This is a genomic window from Patescibacteria group bacterium (assembly GCA_041675205.1).
GTDB lineage: Bacteria > Patescibacteriota > Patescibacteriia > GWA2-46-9 > GWA2-46-9 > JBAYUF01.
On the sequence record JBAYUF010000001.1, the window covers coordinates 139,952 to 156,478 of the forward strand.

Annotated in this window: 19 protein-coding genes and 1 tRNA gene; 19 read left to right on the plus strand and 1 reads right to left on the minus strand. The window is 47.9% G+C overall.

Annotated features, from left to right (window positions below; genetic code table 11):
• Window positions 1-4: 4 nt before the first annotated feature.
• The 12 genes from pilM (at window position 5) to WC052_00665 (ending at window position 11,298) form a co-directional block, all read left to right on the plus strand.
• Window positions 5-1,018 (plus strand): type IV pilus assembly protein PilM, encoded by a 1,014-nt coding sequence (pilM, locus tag WC052_00610; protein MFA7286151.1) that lies wholly within the window; start codon window positions 5-7, stop codon window positions 1,016-1,018.
• Window positions 1,019-1,024: 6 nt separating this feature from the next.
• On the plus strand, window positions 1,025-1,963 hold the full coding sequence (locus WC052_00615) for a hypothetical protein (GenBank protein ID MFA7286152.1): 939 nt from the start codon (window positions 1,025-1,027) through the stop codon (window positions 1,961-1,963).
• A 2-nt stretch (window positions 1,964-1,965) separates the two neighbouring features.
• Complete coding sequence (locus WC052_00620; GenBank protein MFA7286153.1) at window positions 1,966-2,358, plus strand: response regulator; 393 nt, start codon at window positions 1,966-1,968, stop codon at window positions 2,356-2,358.
• 105 nt (window positions 2,359-2,463) lie between these two features.
• Entirely contained in the window at window positions 2,464-2,892 is a 429-nt protein-coding gene (locus tag WC052_00625; GenBank protein ID MFA7286154.1) for a prepilin-type N-terminal cleavage/methylation domain-containing protein, read from the plus strand.
• A gap of 97 nt (window positions 2,893-2,989) precedes the next feature.
• Entirely contained in the window at window positions 2,990-4,612 is a 1,623-nt protein-coding gene (locus WC052_00630; GenBank protein ID MFA7286155.1) for a glycosyltransferase family 39 protein, read from the plus strand.
• An 8-nt stretch (window positions 4,613-4,620) separates the two neighbouring features.
• On the plus strand, window positions 4,621-5,382 hold the full coding sequence (locus WC052_00635) for a prepilin peptidase (GenBank protein ID MFA7286156.1): 762 nt from the start codon (window positions 4,621-4,623) through the stop codon (window positions 5,380-5,382).
• The gene (gene ligA / locus WC052_00640) at window positions 5,373-7,391 is read left to right on the plus strand and encodes an NAD-dependent DNA ligase LigA (GenBank protein ID MFA7286157.1); all 2,019 of its coding nucleotides are present in this window, start codon (window positions 5,373-5,375) and stop codon (window positions 7,389-7,391) included. The genes WC052_00635 and ligA overlap by 10 nt, the downstream gene beginning before the upstream one ends.
• Before the next feature lie 21 nt (window positions 7,392-7,412).
• Window positions 7,413-7,706: an Asp-tRNA(Asn)/Glu-tRNA(Gln) amidotransferase subunit GatC gene (gene gatC / locus WC052_00645; GenBank protein MFA7286158.1), complete on the plus strand. Its 294-nt coding sequence runs from the start codon at window positions 7,413-7,415 to the stop codon at window positions 7,704-7,706.
• A gap of 1 nt (window position 7,707) precedes the next feature.
• On the plus strand, window positions 7,708-9,192 hold the full coding sequence (gene gatA / locus WC052_00650) for an Asp-tRNA(Asn)/Glu-tRNA(Gln) amidotransferase subunit GatA (GenBank protein MFA7286159.1): 1,485 nt from the start codon (window positions 7,708-7,710) through the stop codon (window positions 9,190-9,192).
• A gap of 3 nt (window positions 9,193-9,195) precedes the next feature.
• Window positions 9,196-9,624: a hypothetical protein gene (locus WC052_00655; GenBank protein ID MFA7286160.1), complete on the plus strand. Its 429-nt coding sequence runs from the start codon at window positions 9,196-9,198 to the stop codon at window positions 9,622-9,624.
• Between the two features lie 7 nt (window positions 9,625-9,631).
• Window positions 9,632-10,618 carry an FAD-dependent oxidoreductase gene (locus WC052_00660; GenBank protein ID MFA7286161.1) on the plus strand — a complete coding sequence of 329 codons (987 nt, stop codon included), beginning with the start codon at window positions 9,632-9,634 and terminating at the stop codon, window positions 10,616-10,618.
• Window positions 10,619-10,725: 107 nt separating this feature from the next.
• The gene (locus WC052_00665) at window positions 10,726-11,298 is read left to right on the plus strand and encodes a hypothetical protein (GenBank protein MFA7286162.1); all 573 of its coding nucleotides are present in this window, start codon (window positions 10,726-10,728) and stop codon (window positions 11,296-11,298) included.
• 75 nt (window positions 11,299-11,373) lie between these two features.
• Here the strand turns inward: WC052_00665 and WC052_00670 are convergent, their stop codons facing one another.
• Window positions 11,374-11,679, minus strand: coding sequence for a hypothetical protein (locus WC052_00670; protein MFA7286163.1), 306 nt, complete (start codon window positions 11,677-11,679; stop codon window positions 11,374-11,376).
• Between the two features lie 297 nt (window positions 11,680-11,976).
• Here WC052_00670 and WC052_00675 point away from each other — a divergent pair.
• From WC052_00675 to WC052_00705, 7 genes are all read left to right on the plus strand, one after another.
• A tRNA-Ser gene (locus tag WC052_00675) sits at window positions 11,977-12,064 on the plus strand.
• Window positions 12,065-12,160: 96 nt separating this feature from the next.
• A complete protein-coding gene (locus tag WC052_00680; protein ID MFA7286164.1) occupies window positions 12,161-13,249 on the plus strand; it encodes a hypothetical protein in 1,089 nt (362 codons plus the stop codon).
• Window positions 13,250-13,263: 14 nt separating this feature from the next.
• Complete coding sequence (locus tag WC052_00685; GenBank protein MFA7286165.1) at window positions 13,264-13,719, plus strand: hypothetical protein; 456 nt, start codon at window positions 13,264-13,266, stop codon at window positions 13,717-13,719.
• Window positions 13,720-14,115: 396 nt separating this feature from the next.
• Window positions 14,116-14,469 carry a hypothetical protein gene (locus WC052_00690; protein MFA7286166.1) on the plus strand — a complete coding sequence of 118 codons (354 nt, stop codon included), beginning with the start codon at window positions 14,116-14,118 and terminating at the stop codon, window positions 14,467-14,469.
• Between the two features lie 36 nt (window positions 14,470-14,505).
• Entirely contained in the window at window positions 14,506-14,982 is a 477-nt protein-coding gene (locus WC052_00695; protein MFA7286167.1) for a DUF3750 domain-containing protein, read from the plus strand.
• 154 nt (window positions 14,983-15,136) lie between these two features.
• Window positions 15,137-15,775, plus strand: a complete 639-nt coding sequence (locus tag WC052_00700; GenBank protein MFA7286168.1) for a queuosine precursor transporter — start codon at window positions 15,137-15,139, stop codon at window positions 15,773-15,775.
• A 34-nt stretch (window positions 15,776-15,809) separates the two neighbouring features.
• Entirely contained in the window at window positions 15,810-16,523 is a 714-nt protein-coding gene (locus WC052_00705) for a coenzyme F420-0:L-glutamate ligase (GenBank protein ID MFA7286169.1), read from the plus strand.
• Window positions 16,524-16,527: the final 4 nt, after the last annotated feature.

The following is a 16,527-nucleotide window of genomic DNA, read 5'->3' on the forward strand; positions in this document are numbered from 1 at the left end:
ACGCATGCGGCCTACGAGTTATCTTGGATTAGATATTGGCTCAACGAGTATAAAGCTCGTTGAGTTGCGAGCCACCGCTGGCGTGCCTGAGCTAGCAACCTACGGCATGGTGACCGTACCAACGCTTCCAGCTGCTCGTCAGTATGATACGGGTCAGTTGGCTGCCACTGTAGCCACGTTACTGAAACAAAGCCGAGCAACAGCTCGGGGAGTGTACAGTGCCTTACCAACAGAATCAGTCTTTACCTCAATCATTACTGTACCGCAGGGGAATGCGAAAGCTGTGGCAGCGGCAGTTCACACGGAAGCCGCGAAACTGCTTCCTCGGCCAATTGACGAGATGGTGCTTGATCCACAACAACTTAGCGTGAGCGCTGATAAACACTCCGTTCGTATACTGCTCGTGGCGGCTCCACGCGAGTTGGTTGAGCGATACGATACTATTTGTCGATTGGCCGGAATTGAATTGCTTGGTCTGGAAGTCGAGAGCTTTGCTATGGTGCGTTCCTTGGTTGGTAAAGACCCTGCTTCGGTAGCGATTGTAGACTTTGGTGCGACAACAACAGACATCATCGTTGTGGCCAATGGGGTGCCAGTTCTTTCTCGCAGTGTACGCATTGGTGGCCGAGACTTAACTAGTGCGCTGCAGTCGGTGCTGGGCGTTGACGTTGCGCTAGCCGAACAAGCAAAGCGAGATGCTGGTTTGGCTGCCGGAAACGTTGGTTTGGCTGGTGTCTATAAAAAAACAATTGAACCCGTAGTCCACGAGTTGCGTTACACGCTTGATACCTATTTCGAGCAATCCCAGCGACGGGTTGAGAAGATAATTCTCACTGGCGGCTCGTCATTACTGGTTGGGCTTCCTGAATACATTTTTCAAGAGACGGGGTTGCGCACGTTTGTTGGTAATCCATGGTCTCGGGTTCGCTATCCATTAGAACTTGAGAAGGTGCTGTCAGAAACAGCCGGACAGTTTAGCGTGGCGATTGGTCTGGCGCTCCGACCATTTAAATCATAACGAACTATGGATGTTAATTTCCTGTCTTCTGAACGTCGTAAACGGGAAGTTGAAGAACGTGAACGTTTAGCAAAACAGCTATTGCCAGCTGAACTACATGAAGCCGAGGGGCTGTCGAATTCGCCACAATTAAAAACGGTGCGAGCAGTACCGACGAAGACCGAAGCAGAGCCGGCTAAAATTGAATTGAGTGAAGTCGTGCAGCCAGTTATACCAACGGTGATGCATCCTGCAGCGGTGGCAAGCACCATCAGCATGCATGAGCCTGAGACGCAGCAGGCGAAGCCAGCAGTAGACCGGTCGATTTCCGTTCCGCCGCCTGTGGCGAAAAAAAATAGTGCTCCACACAGTGCAACAGTCGAGATGGTGCGAGGGCCAGAGGCAAAAAAACATAAAACAGGAATGACACGAACCGCCGGAAGGCTCGTCGAATACGCCGCTTTACTTAGTATCGTTGTCGTTGTGTTTGTAAGCGGGGTAGCCATTGGCGTGTCTATGCGTCGTTCACCAGCACCGGTTGCTCCCGTGGTGTCAGGTATTTCGCTCATAGAACACGAAGCAGCCATGGCCTCGGCTCGAGATGTGCTTCGTCTCGCGCACGTTGCTTTGATTCAAGAGTCGCTTGATGAATATTGGCGTCAAAATGAAGCTCGCTTTCCAAGCGGCGTTGAAATTGTGCTGGGGACCGACACAACGCAGTGCCTGGGTGCGGCCGGTTGGATTAGTAGAGATAGTTGTATTCTTCCAGTTAATCCTTCGGACAATAGAATATATTTGAGTGCCATGCCGCGTGATCCGGGTACTGGTACCTACCGGTACACGGTGCTCGAAGCCGGCCGGGCCTATCGACTTGAATTTACGCTTGAAACAGATGCGCCGGGGTTTAAGGCCGGTCCACAGCAGCGGACGGGCGGCGCTGTGCCAGCAGCGGAAGTTGCGTCATAGCCATGCCAGGGAACGAGCAACAGGCGAAGGTGTTATTAGTTGAGGATGATGTAGGAATTTCTGAAATGTATGCGACGGCACTCCGTATGGCTGGGTACACTGTGCAGACAGCCCTTGACGGAGCAGCCGGACTTGTTGCCGCGATCACCGAACCACCCGACGTTGTACTTCTTGACATCATTTTGCCAGAGCTCGATGGGTTTGATGTGCTGCAGCGACTAAAGGGAAACAGTAAGACAGCACAGATTCCCGTTCTCCTTTTGTCTAATCTCAGCCAACCAGAGCAGGTGGAGCGGGGTAAAGTACTTGGCGCTGTGGATTATTTTGTAAAAGCGAACCACATTCCAGCAGATATCGTTCGTCGACTGGGTGAATTGTTGCCTGGTCGTTTGTAAACCGTTGCGAAGAAGTTGTATGACTGGTAAACTACTCTCGTGCATTTACGCACTTGTGCATAGTGATATGATTCAAAATTTTCAACTGAAAGGGGGTGAACACGCATGACGATAGTTCGAAAAGGTTTCACCTTAATTGAGCTGTTGGTGGTCATCGCCATTATTGCGTTGCTTTCGACCCTCGCAGTAGTTGCTTTGAACAACGCTCGACAGAAATCACGGGACGCCAAGCGCGTTGCAGACGTGAAGCAAGTACAGACGGCATTGGAGCTTTACTTCGCTGATCAGAACGCTTACCCAATCGCAACAGTTACGCTCGGTGGTGCATCGGCCACTTGTCTCTCTTCTGGAGGCGGCATCAGTGGTTCTTGCTCTGGTACGACTTACATGGGTCAAGTTCCATCAGCGCCAACTGGTACGTATGATTACGATTCTACGGCTGGCACTGACTACACTATTGACTTCACCCTCGAAGGTCAGACCGGCAGTCTCGCTTCCGGTTCGCATACTGCTAACCCAAGCGGCATCCAATAGTTTTCGATTCACTATTTCGTTTTCATAAAGTACACCCCAGAACTTCTGGGGTGTACTTTATTCGTCGTAACTGTTTGTGACTGCTAGAATACGATGTATGAGCATAGTACTCGTCAAGGTGCGGCAGTACGCCATTCGTCATACGTCGAGCATATTTCTTGCTGGCGTCGTCATTCTCGGTGGGGTGCTGCGCGCTATACATCTTGGCACCGAGCCTTTTTGGGGTGACGAAGCCTTGAGTTTTGATATCGCAACTAATTTTTCAAGTGCCGCTGCGTTAATCGACTACCTCAAGTTAGTTGAAGTGCATCCGCCGTTGTACTACTTGCTTTTGCAATGGTGGACGGTTTTCGGTGAGGGCGAATTCATTGCTCGGTTACCCTCGTTTATTGCTGGCCTCGGTGTTGTTCTCGCCACGTATGGTGTGACGCATTCTTTTTTTAAATCCCGCACAGCGGCAATTGTAGCGGCCTTGATTACTGCGCTCCTTCCTTCACAAATTGAATTTAGCCAAGAGGCAAGGCCTTACGCACTTTTTACGTTAATCGGTTTAATCACCCTCTGGTGTTACTCCCGGTATCGGCGGTCGGGGAATCGGTATTTTTTGGTTGGTTATGGTGCCGCGATGCTCGCTGGCCTGTATGTACACTACTCGTTTTTATTCTTTGCGGCTTCTCTGGCTGTGGTGTGGCTCTTTGACGCCGCGTATCCAGAATCCAGCATTGAAAAGCGGCGCAATTGGTTTCTGGCTTGGTTTTATACGCACGTCGCAATTGCACTTGGGTTCATGCCGTGGCTGAGTACTGTATTTTATAAATTGTTTCTTGGGGAGTATGAACTATGGGGCGTCGCCAGAAGCATTGGTAATGGCGTACGCTCAGTTAGTTTTCCGAGCGTCGTTAGTGACCAGCTGCTGTGGCTAAATGATTTTACAAAAGTGGCGCCGGTCGTTACCTTCGCTGTGTTCTTCTGGAAGCTTGTTTTTCTTTTGTGCCTTGCGTACACCGTGCGTAATCTGTGGCGTCGTGGCGAATTACCAGAAAGTCGAGGGGCAGTGCTTTTGTTGGCCGTCGCCGTATTGTCGCTTACCGGTTTTCTATTTTCACCCCAGTCCATCAGTTACACGCCCAAGTTGCAGGAGCACATACTCATCAATAGTGTTCTCTTTGCAATGCTCATTGGGTATGCACTGTCGCTTATGGCCGTGAAATTGCGATTGCTCTGTCTTGCTTTGTTTATCATTAGTACGGTGCCGTTCACTGTGCAAGTCGTCGGGAACGACGAGGTGTGGGATACCCATCATCGCCTGCGGATAGTCGCCAATTTTATCAACGAATCGTTTCAACCAGGAGACGTCGTTATCACTGAGTCTGCTTTTCTGCGCACTGATATAAATCATTATCTGCGCACCGACATCGAAACGCATTCCATTTTACCCATTGGCTACTTTGGTAATGATTTGGGACAATCCCGACAGACGCTTGGGTTAGTAGAAAACGAGTCTCAATTTCGTATTTTTCGTCCGACCAACGCTGCGGTAGTTGGTCAGCTTGAACAGGTATTGGAGCGTGAGCAGGCAAAGCGTGTTTGGTTGGTATTTTTTATCGACCCGAGCACACTTACGGTCTGGCTAGAAGCTAATGGCTGGCGGGCTAGCTTTCTTTCCCCAAGTTCGAGCTTGTTACCAGTGAACATGTATACGAAGCGTACACAGTTATGATTATACTAATGTCATTTATTCTCGGGCTTTTCGTGGGCAGTTTTTTAAACGTGCTCATTCTACGAACAGTTGCAGGAGAATCGTTCATCACGGGACGTTCACATTGTCCGCAGTGTGGGGTGACACTTTCCTTTTTACATATGTTGCCGGTCGTTAGCTACCTGGCGCTCGCTGGTAAATGTGCAAAGTGCCAGTCATCAATTTCGCTACAGTATCCAGTGGTTGAATTTGTCACGGGTTGCTGTTTTGCGTTACTAGCATCGTCATACGCTCCAGCTGAACTCAGTATGCTCTACCCGTATCTGCTGAAAGATTTCGTTATTACTATGGGGTTACTAGCACTTTTTGTTTTTGATGCGCGTTGGTATGCGGTGCCCGATGCCGTTGCTTTGCCCGTGGCAGGCGTAGCTGCGTTTTTGAACATACTGCTCGGTATGCCATGGCGAGCAGTTTTTCTTGGTGCTGCTGTTGGGGCCGGGTTGTACGCCGTTCTTTGGGTGGTCTCGCGCGGTCGCTGGGTTGGGGACGGCGACATTCGGTTGGGTGCTGTGGTGGGGGCGGCGGTTGGCTGGCCAGGAACGCTCGCCGCACTCTATGTTTCGTATCTTATTGGTGGCGTGGTGGCTATTGCGCTCGTGGCAACAGGGCGCAAGGAACTTGGTGGTATGCTTCCAATGGGTACATTTTTGATGGCGGCTACTTTTTTTGTCTTACTGTTTCCTGAACGCATTGCCGTTGTCACAAATTATTTCCTTTCTGTATGGCACTAAAAAAATCAGAAGCCAAAGAGCGAATCAGTGTTTTGCGGCAGGCCATTGAAACGTACCGCTACCAGTATCACGTACTTGATGAAGCGTTACCGATTAGCGATGCCGCACTTGATTCTTTGAAGCACGAACTTTTTACGCTCGAAAGTCAGTTTCCCGATTTAGTAACCCCAGATTCGCCTACGCAGCGAGTTGGTGGGCAACCGATGCCGGCGTTTCGAAAAATCGAGCACACGGTGCCGCAGTGGTCTTTTGCTGATATTTTTTCTCCAGAGGAGCTAGAGAGTTTTGATACACGAGTAAAAAAAATGCTTGGTTCGTCGGCCGCTGCCTATACGACCGAGCTGAAAATTGATGGCCTACATATTGTACTTACGTATGAACGAGGGGTGTTGGTGTCAGCGGCGACCCGTGGGAACGGCGTGGTGGGAGAAGACGTAACGCATAATGTTCGCACCATCGCCAGCGTTCCATTGACGTTGCGCCGGCCGGTAGATGTTGTGGTTGAAGGTGAGGTGTATATGAAAAAATCTGTTTTTAATGCGTTGAATAAAGAGCGCAAAACACGGGGGGAAGAATTGTTCGCCAACCCTCGGAACGCCGCCGCCGGTGGTATTCGGCAGCTTGACCCTCGTGTGGCTGCCGAGCGACAGCTTGACGCATTTTTTTACGATATTTCAAAAGCAGTCGATGCTCCAGCCACGCAAAGTGGCGAGCTTGAAACGCTGGTCAGCCTTGGATTTAAGGTAAATAAACACTTCCGTCGCTGCACCTCAGTTGCTGCGGTCGTGGCGTATTGGAAAGAGTGGCAAGCAAAACGGGAGAAAGAGGATTACTGGATTGATGGTGTGGTGGTGAAGCTAGATAGTGTCGCTGATCAGGTGCAACTTGGCTATACCGGAAAGGCACCACGGTGGGCGGTGGCGTTTAAATTTCCAGCCGAGCAAGCGACGACGGTCGTTGAAGCAATTGTTGTTCAAGTAGGTCGGACGGGTGTTTTAACGCCGGTGGCTCAGTTACGCCCTGTCATTGTTGCTGGCACAACCGTCTCACGGGCAACATTGCATAATGAAGAAGAAATCAAGCGGTTAGACGTCCGTATTGGTGACACAGTTATTTTAGAGAAAGCTGGAGATGTTATTCCTGACATTGTTCGAGTGCTGCCGAATTTACGAACCGGTCGTGAGCACGTTTTCGTTATGCCAACGCAGTGCCCAGTTTGTGGCGCGGCAGTGGAGCAGCGGCTTGGTGGTACGAAGCGCACAGTTGGTCGCTTCTGTATGAATCGAAAGTGTTACGCACAAAATTTGCGTCAGAACGTGCACTTTGCCTCGCGCAGCGGGGTTGATATTGTCGGCTTAGGTAAGAAAGTTGTTGAGCAGTTGATGCAAGAGAATCTGGTGCGTGACCCAGCCGATTTTTTCTCGCTTACTGCAGGAGACCTCGAACCACTCGAGCGCTTCGCCGAAGTGTCAGCCGCCAAGTTGGTTCACGCTATCCAAAACGCGCGACGCATTCCACTCGCTCGCTTTATCAACGCTCTTGGCATTCGTCATGTGGGTGAGGAAACTGCTTTTGCGCTGGCCGAACGTTTTGGCACGTTCGAGTTGTTTGCTGCTGCAAATTCCGAAACGCTGCAAAAGGTGGCTGATATCGGAGGAGTGGTAGCGACGAGTATTGCTGAATGGCTCTCAGACACGACGCATCAGCAGCTGCTGGAAAAGTTTACGAGTAATGATGTCGTTATTGTGCCGTACGTATCAAAAAAAACTGGTGGTGCCTTTCAAGGAAAAACAGTTGTCATCACTGGTACTTTAAACACCATGAGCCGAGATGAAGCGAAAGCCGCTGTTCGGTCGGCGGGGGGAAAAACAGCTGAGAGTGTGAGTAAAAAAACAAGCTTTGTGGTGGTGGGCGAGAACCCTGGCAGTAAGGCGGCGCGAGCGAAATCGCTTGGTGTTCCGGTGCTTGATGAAACGGCTTTTCAGCGTTACTTGAAGGAGCGGCCGTAATTGCGTACCATTGGGACTCATATGGCATTAACGAAAGAGGACGTCATTCATATTGCAACGCTCGCTAGGCTTGACTTAAGTGAAGCCGAAATCGACAGCATACAAGGTGAGCTGTCTAAAATTATTGCCTACATTGATGAGCTGCAAGAAGTTGTTGTCACGGGTGTCGAAGAAACAGCGCAGGTAACGGGGCTAACGAATCGTTTGGCAGCAGACGTCGCCAGCCCATCAGACACAGCAACCCGCCAGCTCCTCCTTGAGGCTTTTCCTCTGCGCGAAGGGGACTACCTCAAAGTGAAGGCAGTGTTTGAATAGTATGGCGAAACTGCATGAATTAACGCTGGTTGAAACAGTGGCTGGTTTATCGGCTGCTGAGTTTAGTGCTGTAGACGTTACGAAAGCATATCTCGATCGCATTGATGCCTTGAATCCAACACTGAACGCCTATCTTACTGTGGCGCATGAATCTGCCTTGGCTGCAGCTGAGGATGCCGACAAGAAACGCGGAGAAGGAGAGAGCGCGCCACTTCTAGGCGTTCCGATTGCTGTTAAAGACGTCATTATGACGCTTGGCATGCGCACCACGGCCGCTTCAAAAATGCTGGAGCACTACCAATCGTCGTTTGATGCGACAGCAGTGAAGCGATTGCGTGCGGCGGGTGCTGTTATTTTGGGTAAGACCAATCTTGATGAATTTGCTCACGGTGCTTCTACTGAGAATTCTGCGTATGGCCCAACCAAGAATCCTTGGGACACCTCACGCGTACCTGGTGGCTCTTCGGGCGGTTCAGCTGCGGCGGTAGCAGCTGATTTATGCGCCGCCGCCATTGGAACGGACACCGGTGGTTCTATTCGGCATCCTGCAAGTTTTTGTGGTGTGCTTGGTATGAAACCAAGCTATGGGAGAGTTTCGCGTTCCGGTCTTCTTTCTATGACGTCTTCCACTGACGTCATAGGTCCCATGACGAAAACGGTTCTGGACGCCGCGCATATGCTTGAAAGTATGGCCGGCGGGGACGATGCTGACCAAACGACTTCACCGGAGGCGGTCTTAGGTGGCACGTACACTACAGCCATTACTGCGTTGCAAGATTTACGAGGCAAAAAGATTGGCGTACCAAGAGATTTTATTGCGACCGGTATGCTGCCAGCAGTGGCTGAACGGTTCGAGCAAGCACTGGCGGCTGCGAAAGTATTAGGCGCAGAAATAGTTGATATACAATTACCAACCGCACGGTACGGTATTGCCGCATATTACGTTATTACACCCTGCGAAGTGAGTTCTAACCTGGCTCGATTCGATGGCATTCGCTATGGACACCAAAGTAAGGCTGCTGACTCGCTTTTTGGAGTGTATGCAAAATCACGTGGTGAAGGTCTTGGGCCAGAGGTGAAACGACGGGTTATGCTTGGTACCTATGCCCTGTCGGCTGGGTACTATGACGCATACTATAAAACTGCCCAGAAGGTGCGCACCGTCATTGTTCGAGAATTGGAGGCAGCGCTTACGCAGTGTGATTTTATCGCGACCCCTACCGCGCCACACGTCGCCTTTCCAATTGGTGAACAAAGTAATGACCCGCTGAAGATGTACTTGGAAGATATTTTTATGAGCCCAGCGTCACTTGCCGGGTTGCCCGCCATTTCGCTGCCAATGGGACTTGTCGCAGGTGGTGATGGCGTTCGTTTGCCAATCGGGTTGCAGCTTATCAGTCGACGATTTGACGAAGCTGGATTATTTGCGGGGAGTGCGGTATTGGAAAAACAGTTGCCAGCCACCGGTCGTCCGACACTTGGCTAACGTATGCCAAAGGTCGCGATTGTAATCTTCGTACTTTTTGCCATAGCTTTCATATTTTTACTTTTCAAGCGGTGGCTGGTTCGAAAACTTCGTTCGCGAGAATTCTCACTTACTGACAAAAAAGCCTGGGCAGAAAAATGGGCGAGCATTGAAGCACTTGTTGACCAGGGTGAAACGCATTGGTCAATCGCAGTGATTGAGGCAGATAAGTTGTTTGACCGAGTACTGAAAGCAAAGTCGCTGCCGGGAAAAGACATGGGGGAGCGTTTACGGTTTTTAACCCGCAGCAAGCCGCAACTACGTTATGTGTGGCCAGCTCATTTGACTCGAAATCGTTTAGTACACGAAGCGAACTACCAGCCTGACAGGGGAACAGCTCGCCGAGCTGTGCACACATTTGGTAAAGCGCTTCGCGAACTCGGCGTGCTATAATCAGGTAATGGCAGTTATATACGACACTATAATCATTGGCGGTGGTCCGGCGGCGACGGGTGCTGGGGTGTATGCGGCTCGAAAGCGTATGAAGACGTTACTGCTTACTGAGTCGTTCGGTGGTCAGTCGATTGTTTCGGACGATATTCAAAACTGGATTGGTGAGCCACACGTGTCTGGTATTGAGCTGATGCAAAAGTTGAAAGCTCATCTCAGCGCCTACGCTGATGTTCTTGAAATTAAAGAAGGGGTGCGCGCCACCGAAGTTGTGAAAATAAAGTGTCGAGAGAATCGCATATGCGACTTTGTTGTTACGACGACGAATGGCACAAAGTACACAACAAAAACCGTCATTGTTACGACTGGTGCGAGGCGGCGGATGCTTGGGGTGCCGGGTGAAGCAAAACTGAACGGGAAGGGTGTGGCATACTGTTCAACGTGCGATGCGCCGCTCTTTAAAGGTAAAACCGTCGCTGTTGTTGGTGGCGGGAATGCTGGGTTAGAAGCGGTTGAGGATTTGTTTCCCTATGCGGAAAAAGTTTATTTACTCGTGCATGGCGATGCACCAACGGGCGACCCCGTAGTGTACGCGAAAGTGAAGGGCAATGAGAAATTGAGTATTTTAACAAATGCTGAAATAAAAAAAGTGTCCGGTGATACATTTTTAACCTCGATTACCTATACCGTTGACGGTGCGAAAGAAGAACGTGAATTGCCCGTGTCCGGATTATTTATTGAAATTGGTTCTGTTCCGAATTCAGAGCCGGTGGCTAGTTTAGTTGACCTCGACAAGGCCAAACAAGTAGTGGTGAATCCTCGTACCTGCGCTACATCCCAAGCTGGTATTTTTTCGGCCGGAGACGTAACTGATGACCCATTCAAACAAAATAATATTTCTGCCGGGGACGGCGTGAAAGCAGCACTTTCTGCCTACTATTACCTCATGGAGCAAGAACGGGCGAACCCGATGCTTGAAAGTGCTGACGCGAGGTAAAGCTATTTGACACACCAGCTTACCCGCCGTTAAATAAAGAAGTCAGTTCCACAACTTCATCAAGGGGGAGGGCTTTTGGAGTCGCTCTTTCACAGGAGGAACGAGTCATGGATGGTTTGGAGCTTGTCGTGCGGTTGGACTACCAGTCGCCGCCGTTGGTGGCGCACTTGCGTGAGACGGGTATGACTGCCCACATCATTCGTGGAGGTACGATTATTCATCTCGAGTCTGTGATTTCCGGATATCGAGTGCCTGAGCTTTTGGAGAGCCAGTTGCAGCGAGACACGGGGACCATCCGGCTTCAAATCCCTGAACGGGGTGGCAAAGACGTTGGCTTCGGCACTATCGTCTGCGGCCTGAGCGGCTGCAAGATACGGCCGTATTGGTCGTCTGCGTTTCCCAAAGTGTGCGGTGAACACGCTCGCTTCACTGGTTCAAAGGGCCTCATCACCGTGACGTACCGGCCCAAAAGGAGGTGTTGGACAATCTCTCGTTACCTGGTGAAACGTACCGGAAATCTCGCCGAGGTGCTGCCCTCGATTCTCTGGCAGGGGTGCGAAGAGGTGATGCCAAGCCACGTGTGGGAACTTTTCGGTGCGGCATGTGTCGCAGCGCAACAGAAGGCGGAGTGCCCGCGTTGTGTGCACGCGCATTTCGCGCTTCCATTCCGGCACCATTGAGGTGAAATTTTCTCGTGGGGCGGTTGCAACAGCAGCCGCCCCACGCCCGTTAATTTGATAAAGAAAAGCGCCGCCTCACGGTGGGAGAGGCGGCGACTTCTGGAAGTACTTGCTGCGGTCCACCCACATGAGAGCGGCGACCCCGAGAACGGCGATTGCGCCGTCAAGCAAGTACATTGTCTTGTAGCCGGCGATGGTGTAAGGAACCAGGCCGGCGAACGAAAGGATTAGGAGGACGAAGGCGACAAGTGCGCCTCCAACTGCGGCCTTTGATCGTCTGAGTGCCCTCCAGTTGATTCGAATCTTCTTGCGCCGCCGCCGAGGCCGAGCCGTACGTTTTTTGTTCTTCACGGTGAACCTCCAAGCCGTTGTGGCGAACAAACCTTACGCCTGGCAAAGGGGATGGGTCAAGCAGTGCCTTGCTTCATAAACCTTGAAAACGTATCCTTCGACTACGTTCAGGATAAATAGTGAGCAAGCATACCTCTCTGTTCACTGATTGTGCGTATTTCTGGTATGATGCGGCAGTCCCAATCTTGAGATTTTGGAGAGGTCGCATATCCCTTCACAGGGACTTCCTTGTTGGTCGGTGGTCTAGCGCACTCGATTGTTGAAAATCCTGTCATTCATAGTTATTAAATAATAAGGACGGGAGAAAGCGTTCATTGTATTTTTGGCGGAGAGGTCGCATAGTGGTCTAGTGCGCTCGCTTGGAAAGCGAGTGACCCGCAAGGGTCCGCGGGTTCGAATCCCGCCCTCTCCGCCAAAAATAGAATGCATACCGCAAGGTATCAGAGGTGGAGATTTATGGTGAGTGGGGTGAATCAGTTTCACTCTTGGCGTAAAAGTCGATATTTAAAATATGAAATTTGAAGGCGCGCCACAATTTAAGCCAGAAGAAAAATTACAGGAACGCTTGCAGGCGCAAGTGGAAGTTTTTGCCGACAAAGGCGTAGAAAACTTTACAGAAGAGCAAGCTAAAATACTAAAATATTCTGCCGAACTTTCTAAAATAAAAGATTTAAACAACTTACCACCGGATTTGCCGGAAGAGCTTGTTGCTCTAATTCAAAAACATAAAGACACTTATGTAAATTTCTTGCGCCAAGAAAGAAAATTGGAAACCTCTTTCATTGAAGAAAATATCAAAACGTATAAGGAGAAGTTTCAACCAGTAATCGCCGAATTGAAGGCAAAAATGGCGCATGGAAATTTCAAAGAACTTCCTGAATATCTTGGTTCTGGAAGCAATGGCTCAGCCTTTCGAATTGAGGTGGATGGCAAAACGTACGCCGCGAAATTCTCAAAAAGTATTACTCAAGTAAATTTTGAGATCAAGCCACTTCTTCGAGCAGAGGGTATTCCACACACTTCCCAGCTTGTCAGCTATTCTTTTGACGATGGCGTGGTGATTATGGAGCTATTGGAAGGAACGGAGGTAGCAAATTTTACACCAGAAGAAGCACCAGAATATTCTGACGAACACATAATTCAACTCATTGACACGGTGCGAGAACTCGACGCGAAAGGACTTGTTATTGACCCGAAGGCGTCTAATTTTATGTATGACCCGGAGCAAGGGTTTTCTGTTTTGGACTACCATTTAAAAACTGCTGGTAGTAGATACGGACTTCCGCAAGAAATAATTAGCTTGAGAATTGCTCTTACGGCAAGAAAATTTGAAACACTTGACTACAAAGCTCCCGATTTCGAGGAAAAAGAAAAAGCACAGTCAATAGAACGAAATAAAATTTATTTGCCGTTAATGGTTCGTCTGTTCGGTATTCTAAAAGAAAAATATCCTGATATTCTTGCAGAGTGGCAAAGACAGCAGGATGAAGATAAGAAAAATCCGAATATGTCAGTTCCCGATTTGATTGACAGAAGATATATTTCACAAAATCCTGAGTTAGAACCTCATATTAAAAAATTAGAGGAAATGGGTTTTTAAGATGTTAGATTTATATGATTCTTTACCACGGCTCTCGACATAGAGTAGATAAGCTAGAAAGACGTCAGGCGCAGGCTGCTGATGGTCTTACTGTTCCAGAGGGAGAACTACTCGAGGCAATATATCTCACCCCGGATCGTGGTTTTGCAATTGCTATGGCAGCGCGACCCGATGGGCTAACAGAGATTAATGATGAAGAACACAAGATTCATTTTGAGCATCCCGAATTGTTTAACCCAGAGCAAGAGATTTTTCTTTATGCTATTGCTGCTGAATCCTTAAACGGCGGAAGAATCGAGAAAATTGACGAAAGGCAATACGCAATACTGGATGCCAAAGAAATTATTCCGAGTGCAGTCGAAGAGCTTCGGGCAGGAGAAGTCGAGAAATACTACGAACTTACAAATTGGAAAAGAGAAAGCGAAAAGGATATAAATAGTGAGATGCGTAATAGTGATTCTCGAAGATAAGATATTGACCCAGGTCCGCAAATTCTTGTTTGGCCCAATTGCTTGAAATTTCGTACAATATGCTTACTACAGTAATGCCCGACCTTGGTAGTCCGAGGAATTTCCTTACTAGCATGGAAAAAATAAATGAAAACTATGGCAAAAAATCTAATAACAATATCGTATCTAACAAAAAATATCTCAACAGTAATCGGCTTAGTTTTGATTTGGCGCGGTATTTGGTATGTGCTAGATGAGCTAGATATGCTGTTTTTTGATGGTGGTCACATTTGGACCACGGTAGTGGGCATCATTGTTGGTTTCCTCATTCTATATATACCAGATAAAGATTTGAAAGAAATTGAAAAAATGTAATGAAATTGCGAACGACATTGAAATAGAGGACTTGCAAGTTGCATGATAGTGAATCAGAAAATTCGGGGTGGCATACTAACCACTATTGGCTATATACTTTCACCGCTCTCGTGGTGGAATGATTTGCTTATCAATATTCCGTTGGCGTATGCATTTGCATTTCCATTCGGACTTATATCGAGAGATTTATTTCTTCCAATGATGGTTTTGGGTTATTGGATAACAAACGTTGTTGGTTTTATCTTGATGCATCACGGGGTTAAGGACATCCTCTCGAAAGAGGAAGGCAGCTATACACGTAAGGAATTAGTAAAAGATTTTGCTTTTTCACTTGCCTACACCGTACTCGTTGTTGCCCTTGTTGCAATAGGCTGGCTAAAATTTCCTTTGGAATAGGTTAGCTAGCAGTAATATGGTTTTGATTTAAACAGTATGGCTGATAGTAAAAAGTTTGATGAACTCATAGACAATGAGAAATACCAAGTTTTTTTATTCACCAGTTCCGGTAATATACCATTTCATTTTGCGGCTCATCCTTGGTTTGTGATTAATAATCGTGGCTTAATTTCTAGATGGGAAGTTCTTTTCAGAAAAATGTATCACGAGACGAATGGGGGGCATTTGTATAAAAATTTCTTTCCGCTATTTCAAGGAATTGAGGTAGTTCATTTTTCGCGCAAGAGTGTTTGGAAGGCAAAGTTGCTTGGTAGCATAGAGGGTGATACTGCGAAAAAAATGGTGTCGTTTATAGAGAATTCTTATTCCACGTATCCTTTTCGAGATAGGTATTTTTTGACTGGTCCAAACAGTAACACCTATCCGCAGTGGGTTCTTGATCATTTTCCTGAGTTTGCAGTGAAATTACCGTGGAATGCCTTTGGTAAGAACTATGCACGCATGGTAAAATAAAAAAAGAAAAAAATATGCTGCATAGTCATCAAACAACAACCTGGTCTAGCTTCGTTAGCAATAACACCTCCTTTTGATAGAAGCGGGGGTCTATGATGCATTGTCCCGCTAACAGGCGGGTTTTTTATTTTTACCATTTTCAATAGTCAATACTATGATTACTCTCAGTGAACAGTCGTTTAAAAAATTACTTATAGCGTTAGCGTTGTATCTAACGTCGCTTTTCGCCGCCAATACGCTGGGGCTTAAGATTATGCCCTTTATTTTTGGTTCTCACTTGTCGGTTGGCGTGTTCTCTTTTCCGGTCGTATTCTTGATGACTGACGTTGTTGGTGAAGTGTACGGTAAGCGAATTGCCAAACTATTCGTGCTGGCGGGTTTAGTCAGCACACTACTTTTTATTGCGTATTCATTTCTATCCTTAGCGCTCCCATGGTCTGCTGAAGGCGAGTGGGCGAAGGAGGGGTACAATTTGATATTTGGCATTTCAGCTCGCATTGCCATTGCCTCAGTTGTGGCCTTTGCTATTGCTGAGTATCAGGACGTGTTTTCTTTTTTCTTGTTACGCGAAAAGTTTGGGGTACGGTTTTTCTGGTTGCGTTCTATGTTGTCAAACCTTTGGTCGCAGTTACTAGACACGGTAGTATTTATGGTCATTGCATTCGCCGGTGTGTATTCGACGGCCACGCTCATAAGTATCATTATTTCCTGGTGGCTTTTTAAAGTTGCTATGGGGGTATTGTATACGCCGCTTTCTTACGTCGGCATTTATCTTCTTCGAGAGGCGGAATAATAAACTACTGTGTTAGCAGCACCATTGTTAATGTATGAATGAAATGTTTGTTAAAGCAATAAAAACTGGAATTTTTGAAGAAGGGGAGGATTTACTTGCCTTTATAATTCGTTACGTCAAAAGTATTCAGGATCAGTCCATCATTGTTGTCACTTCGAAGATTGTCGCTTTATCTGAAAACAGAACAGCGATTGTTCCCAATAAGAAAGCAAAAGAAAAGTTAATTCTTGGCGAAAGCCAATTCGCACTACCAACGAAACACGTATGGCTTACCGTCAAAGACGGTTTATTGATGGCCAACGCTGGAATTGATGAATCAAACGCAAATGGGAAATTGATACTGCTACCAAAAGATAGTTTCAAAGCCGCGCGATTGCTTCGTAAGAAATTGCTAGTGAAGTACAAAGTGAAAGAGCTCGGCGTGCTCATTACCGACAGCCGCACTAGTCCGCTTCGCGCTGGCGTAACGGGCGTGGCACTTGGTTATGCCGGCTTTCGGGGTGTGAAAGATTATCGGGGCAAGCGGGATATTTTTGGTAGAATCGCCAAATATTCTCGAACTAATGTGGCGGATTGTTTGGCAACTGCCGCGGTGCTTGTAATGGGAGAAGGCAACGAACAACAGCCATTAGCGGTCATTAAAAAAAGTGGTATAGAGTTTTGTGATACCGTGAATCGTAAAGAGTTAGAAATTGCTATAAAAGATGATATGTATCGGCCATTGTTTTCGAAATTACGGAAGAAGTAGTAAC

What these genes read in the sequence shown, in the direction of transcription:
- WC052_00690 (MFA7286166.1), top strand. Translation starts at nt 14,116, where the DNA reads ATGATAGTGAATCAGAAAATTCGGGGTGGCATACTAACCACTATTGGC.
- WC052_00685 (MFA7286165.1), top strand. Translation starts at nt 13,264, where the DNA reads ATGATTCTTTACCACGGCTCTCGACATAGAGTAGATAAGCTAGAAAGA.
- WC052_00665 (MFA7286162.1), top strand. Translation starts at nt 10,726, where the DNA reads ATGGATGGTTTGGAGCTTGTCGTGCGGTTGGACTACCAGTCGCCGCCG.
- WC052_00625 (MFA7286154.1), top strand. Translation starts at nt 2,464, where the DNA reads ATGACGATAGTTCGAAAAGGTTTCACCTTAATTGAGCTGTTGGTGGTC.
- WC052_00705 (MFA7286169.1), top strand. Translation starts at nt 15,810, where the DNA reads ATGAATGAAATGTTTGTTAAAGCAATAAAAACTGGAATTTTTGAAGAA.
- WC052_00680 (MFA7286164.1), top strand. Translation starts at nt 12,161, where the DNA reads ATGAAATTTGAAGGCGCGCCACAATTTAAGCCAGAAGAAAAATTACAG.
- WC052_00655 (MFA7286160.1), top strand. Translation starts at nt 9,196, where the DNA reads ATGCCAAAGGTCGCGATTGTAATCTTCGTACTTTTTGCCATAGCTTTC.
- WC052_00615 (MFA7286152.1), top strand. Translation starts at nt 1,025, where the DNA reads ATGGATGTTAATTTCCTGTCTTCTGAACGTCGTAAACGGGAAGTTGAA.
- WC052_00630 (MFA7286155.1), top strand. Translation starts at nt 2,990, where the DNA reads ATGAGCATAGTACTCGTCAAGGTGCGGCAGTACGCCATTCGTCATACG.
- WC052_00635 (MFA7286156.1), top strand. Translation starts at nt 4,621, where the DNA reads ATGTCATTTATTCTCGGGCTTTTCGTGGGCAGTTTTTTAAACGTGCTC.
- WC052_00620 (MFA7286153.1), top strand. Translation starts at nt 1,966, where the DNA reads ATGCCAGGGAACGAGCAACAGGCGAAGGTGTTATTAGTTGAGGATGAT.
- ligA (MFA7286157.1), top strand. Translation starts at nt 5,373, where the DNA reads ATGGCACTAAAAAAATCAGAAGCCAAAGAGCGAATCAGTGTTTTGCGG.
- pilM (MFA7286151.1), top strand. Translation starts at nt 5, where the DNA reads ATGCGGCCTACGAGTTATCTTGGATTAGATATTGGCTCAACGAGTATA.
- gatC (MFA7286158.1), top strand. Translation starts at nt 7,413, where the DNA reads ATGGCATTAACGAAAGAGGACGTCATTCATATTGCAACGCTCGCTAGG.
- WC052_00695 (MFA7286167.1), top strand. Translation starts at nt 14,506, where the DNA reads ATGGCTGATAGTAAAAAGTTTGATGAACTCATAGACAATGAGAAATAC.
- gatA (MFA7286159.1), top strand. Translation starts at nt 7,708, where the DNA reads ATGGCGAAACTGCATGAATTAACGCTGGTTGAAACAGTGGCTGGTTTA.
- WC052_00700 (MFA7286168.1), top strand. Translation starts at nt 15,137, where the DNA reads ATGATTACTCTCAGTGAACAGTCGTTTAAAAAATTACTTATAGCGTTA.
- WC052_00660 (MFA7286161.1), top strand. Translation starts at nt 9,632, where the DNA reads ATGGCAGTTATATACGACACTATAATCATTGGCGGTGGTCCGGCGGCG.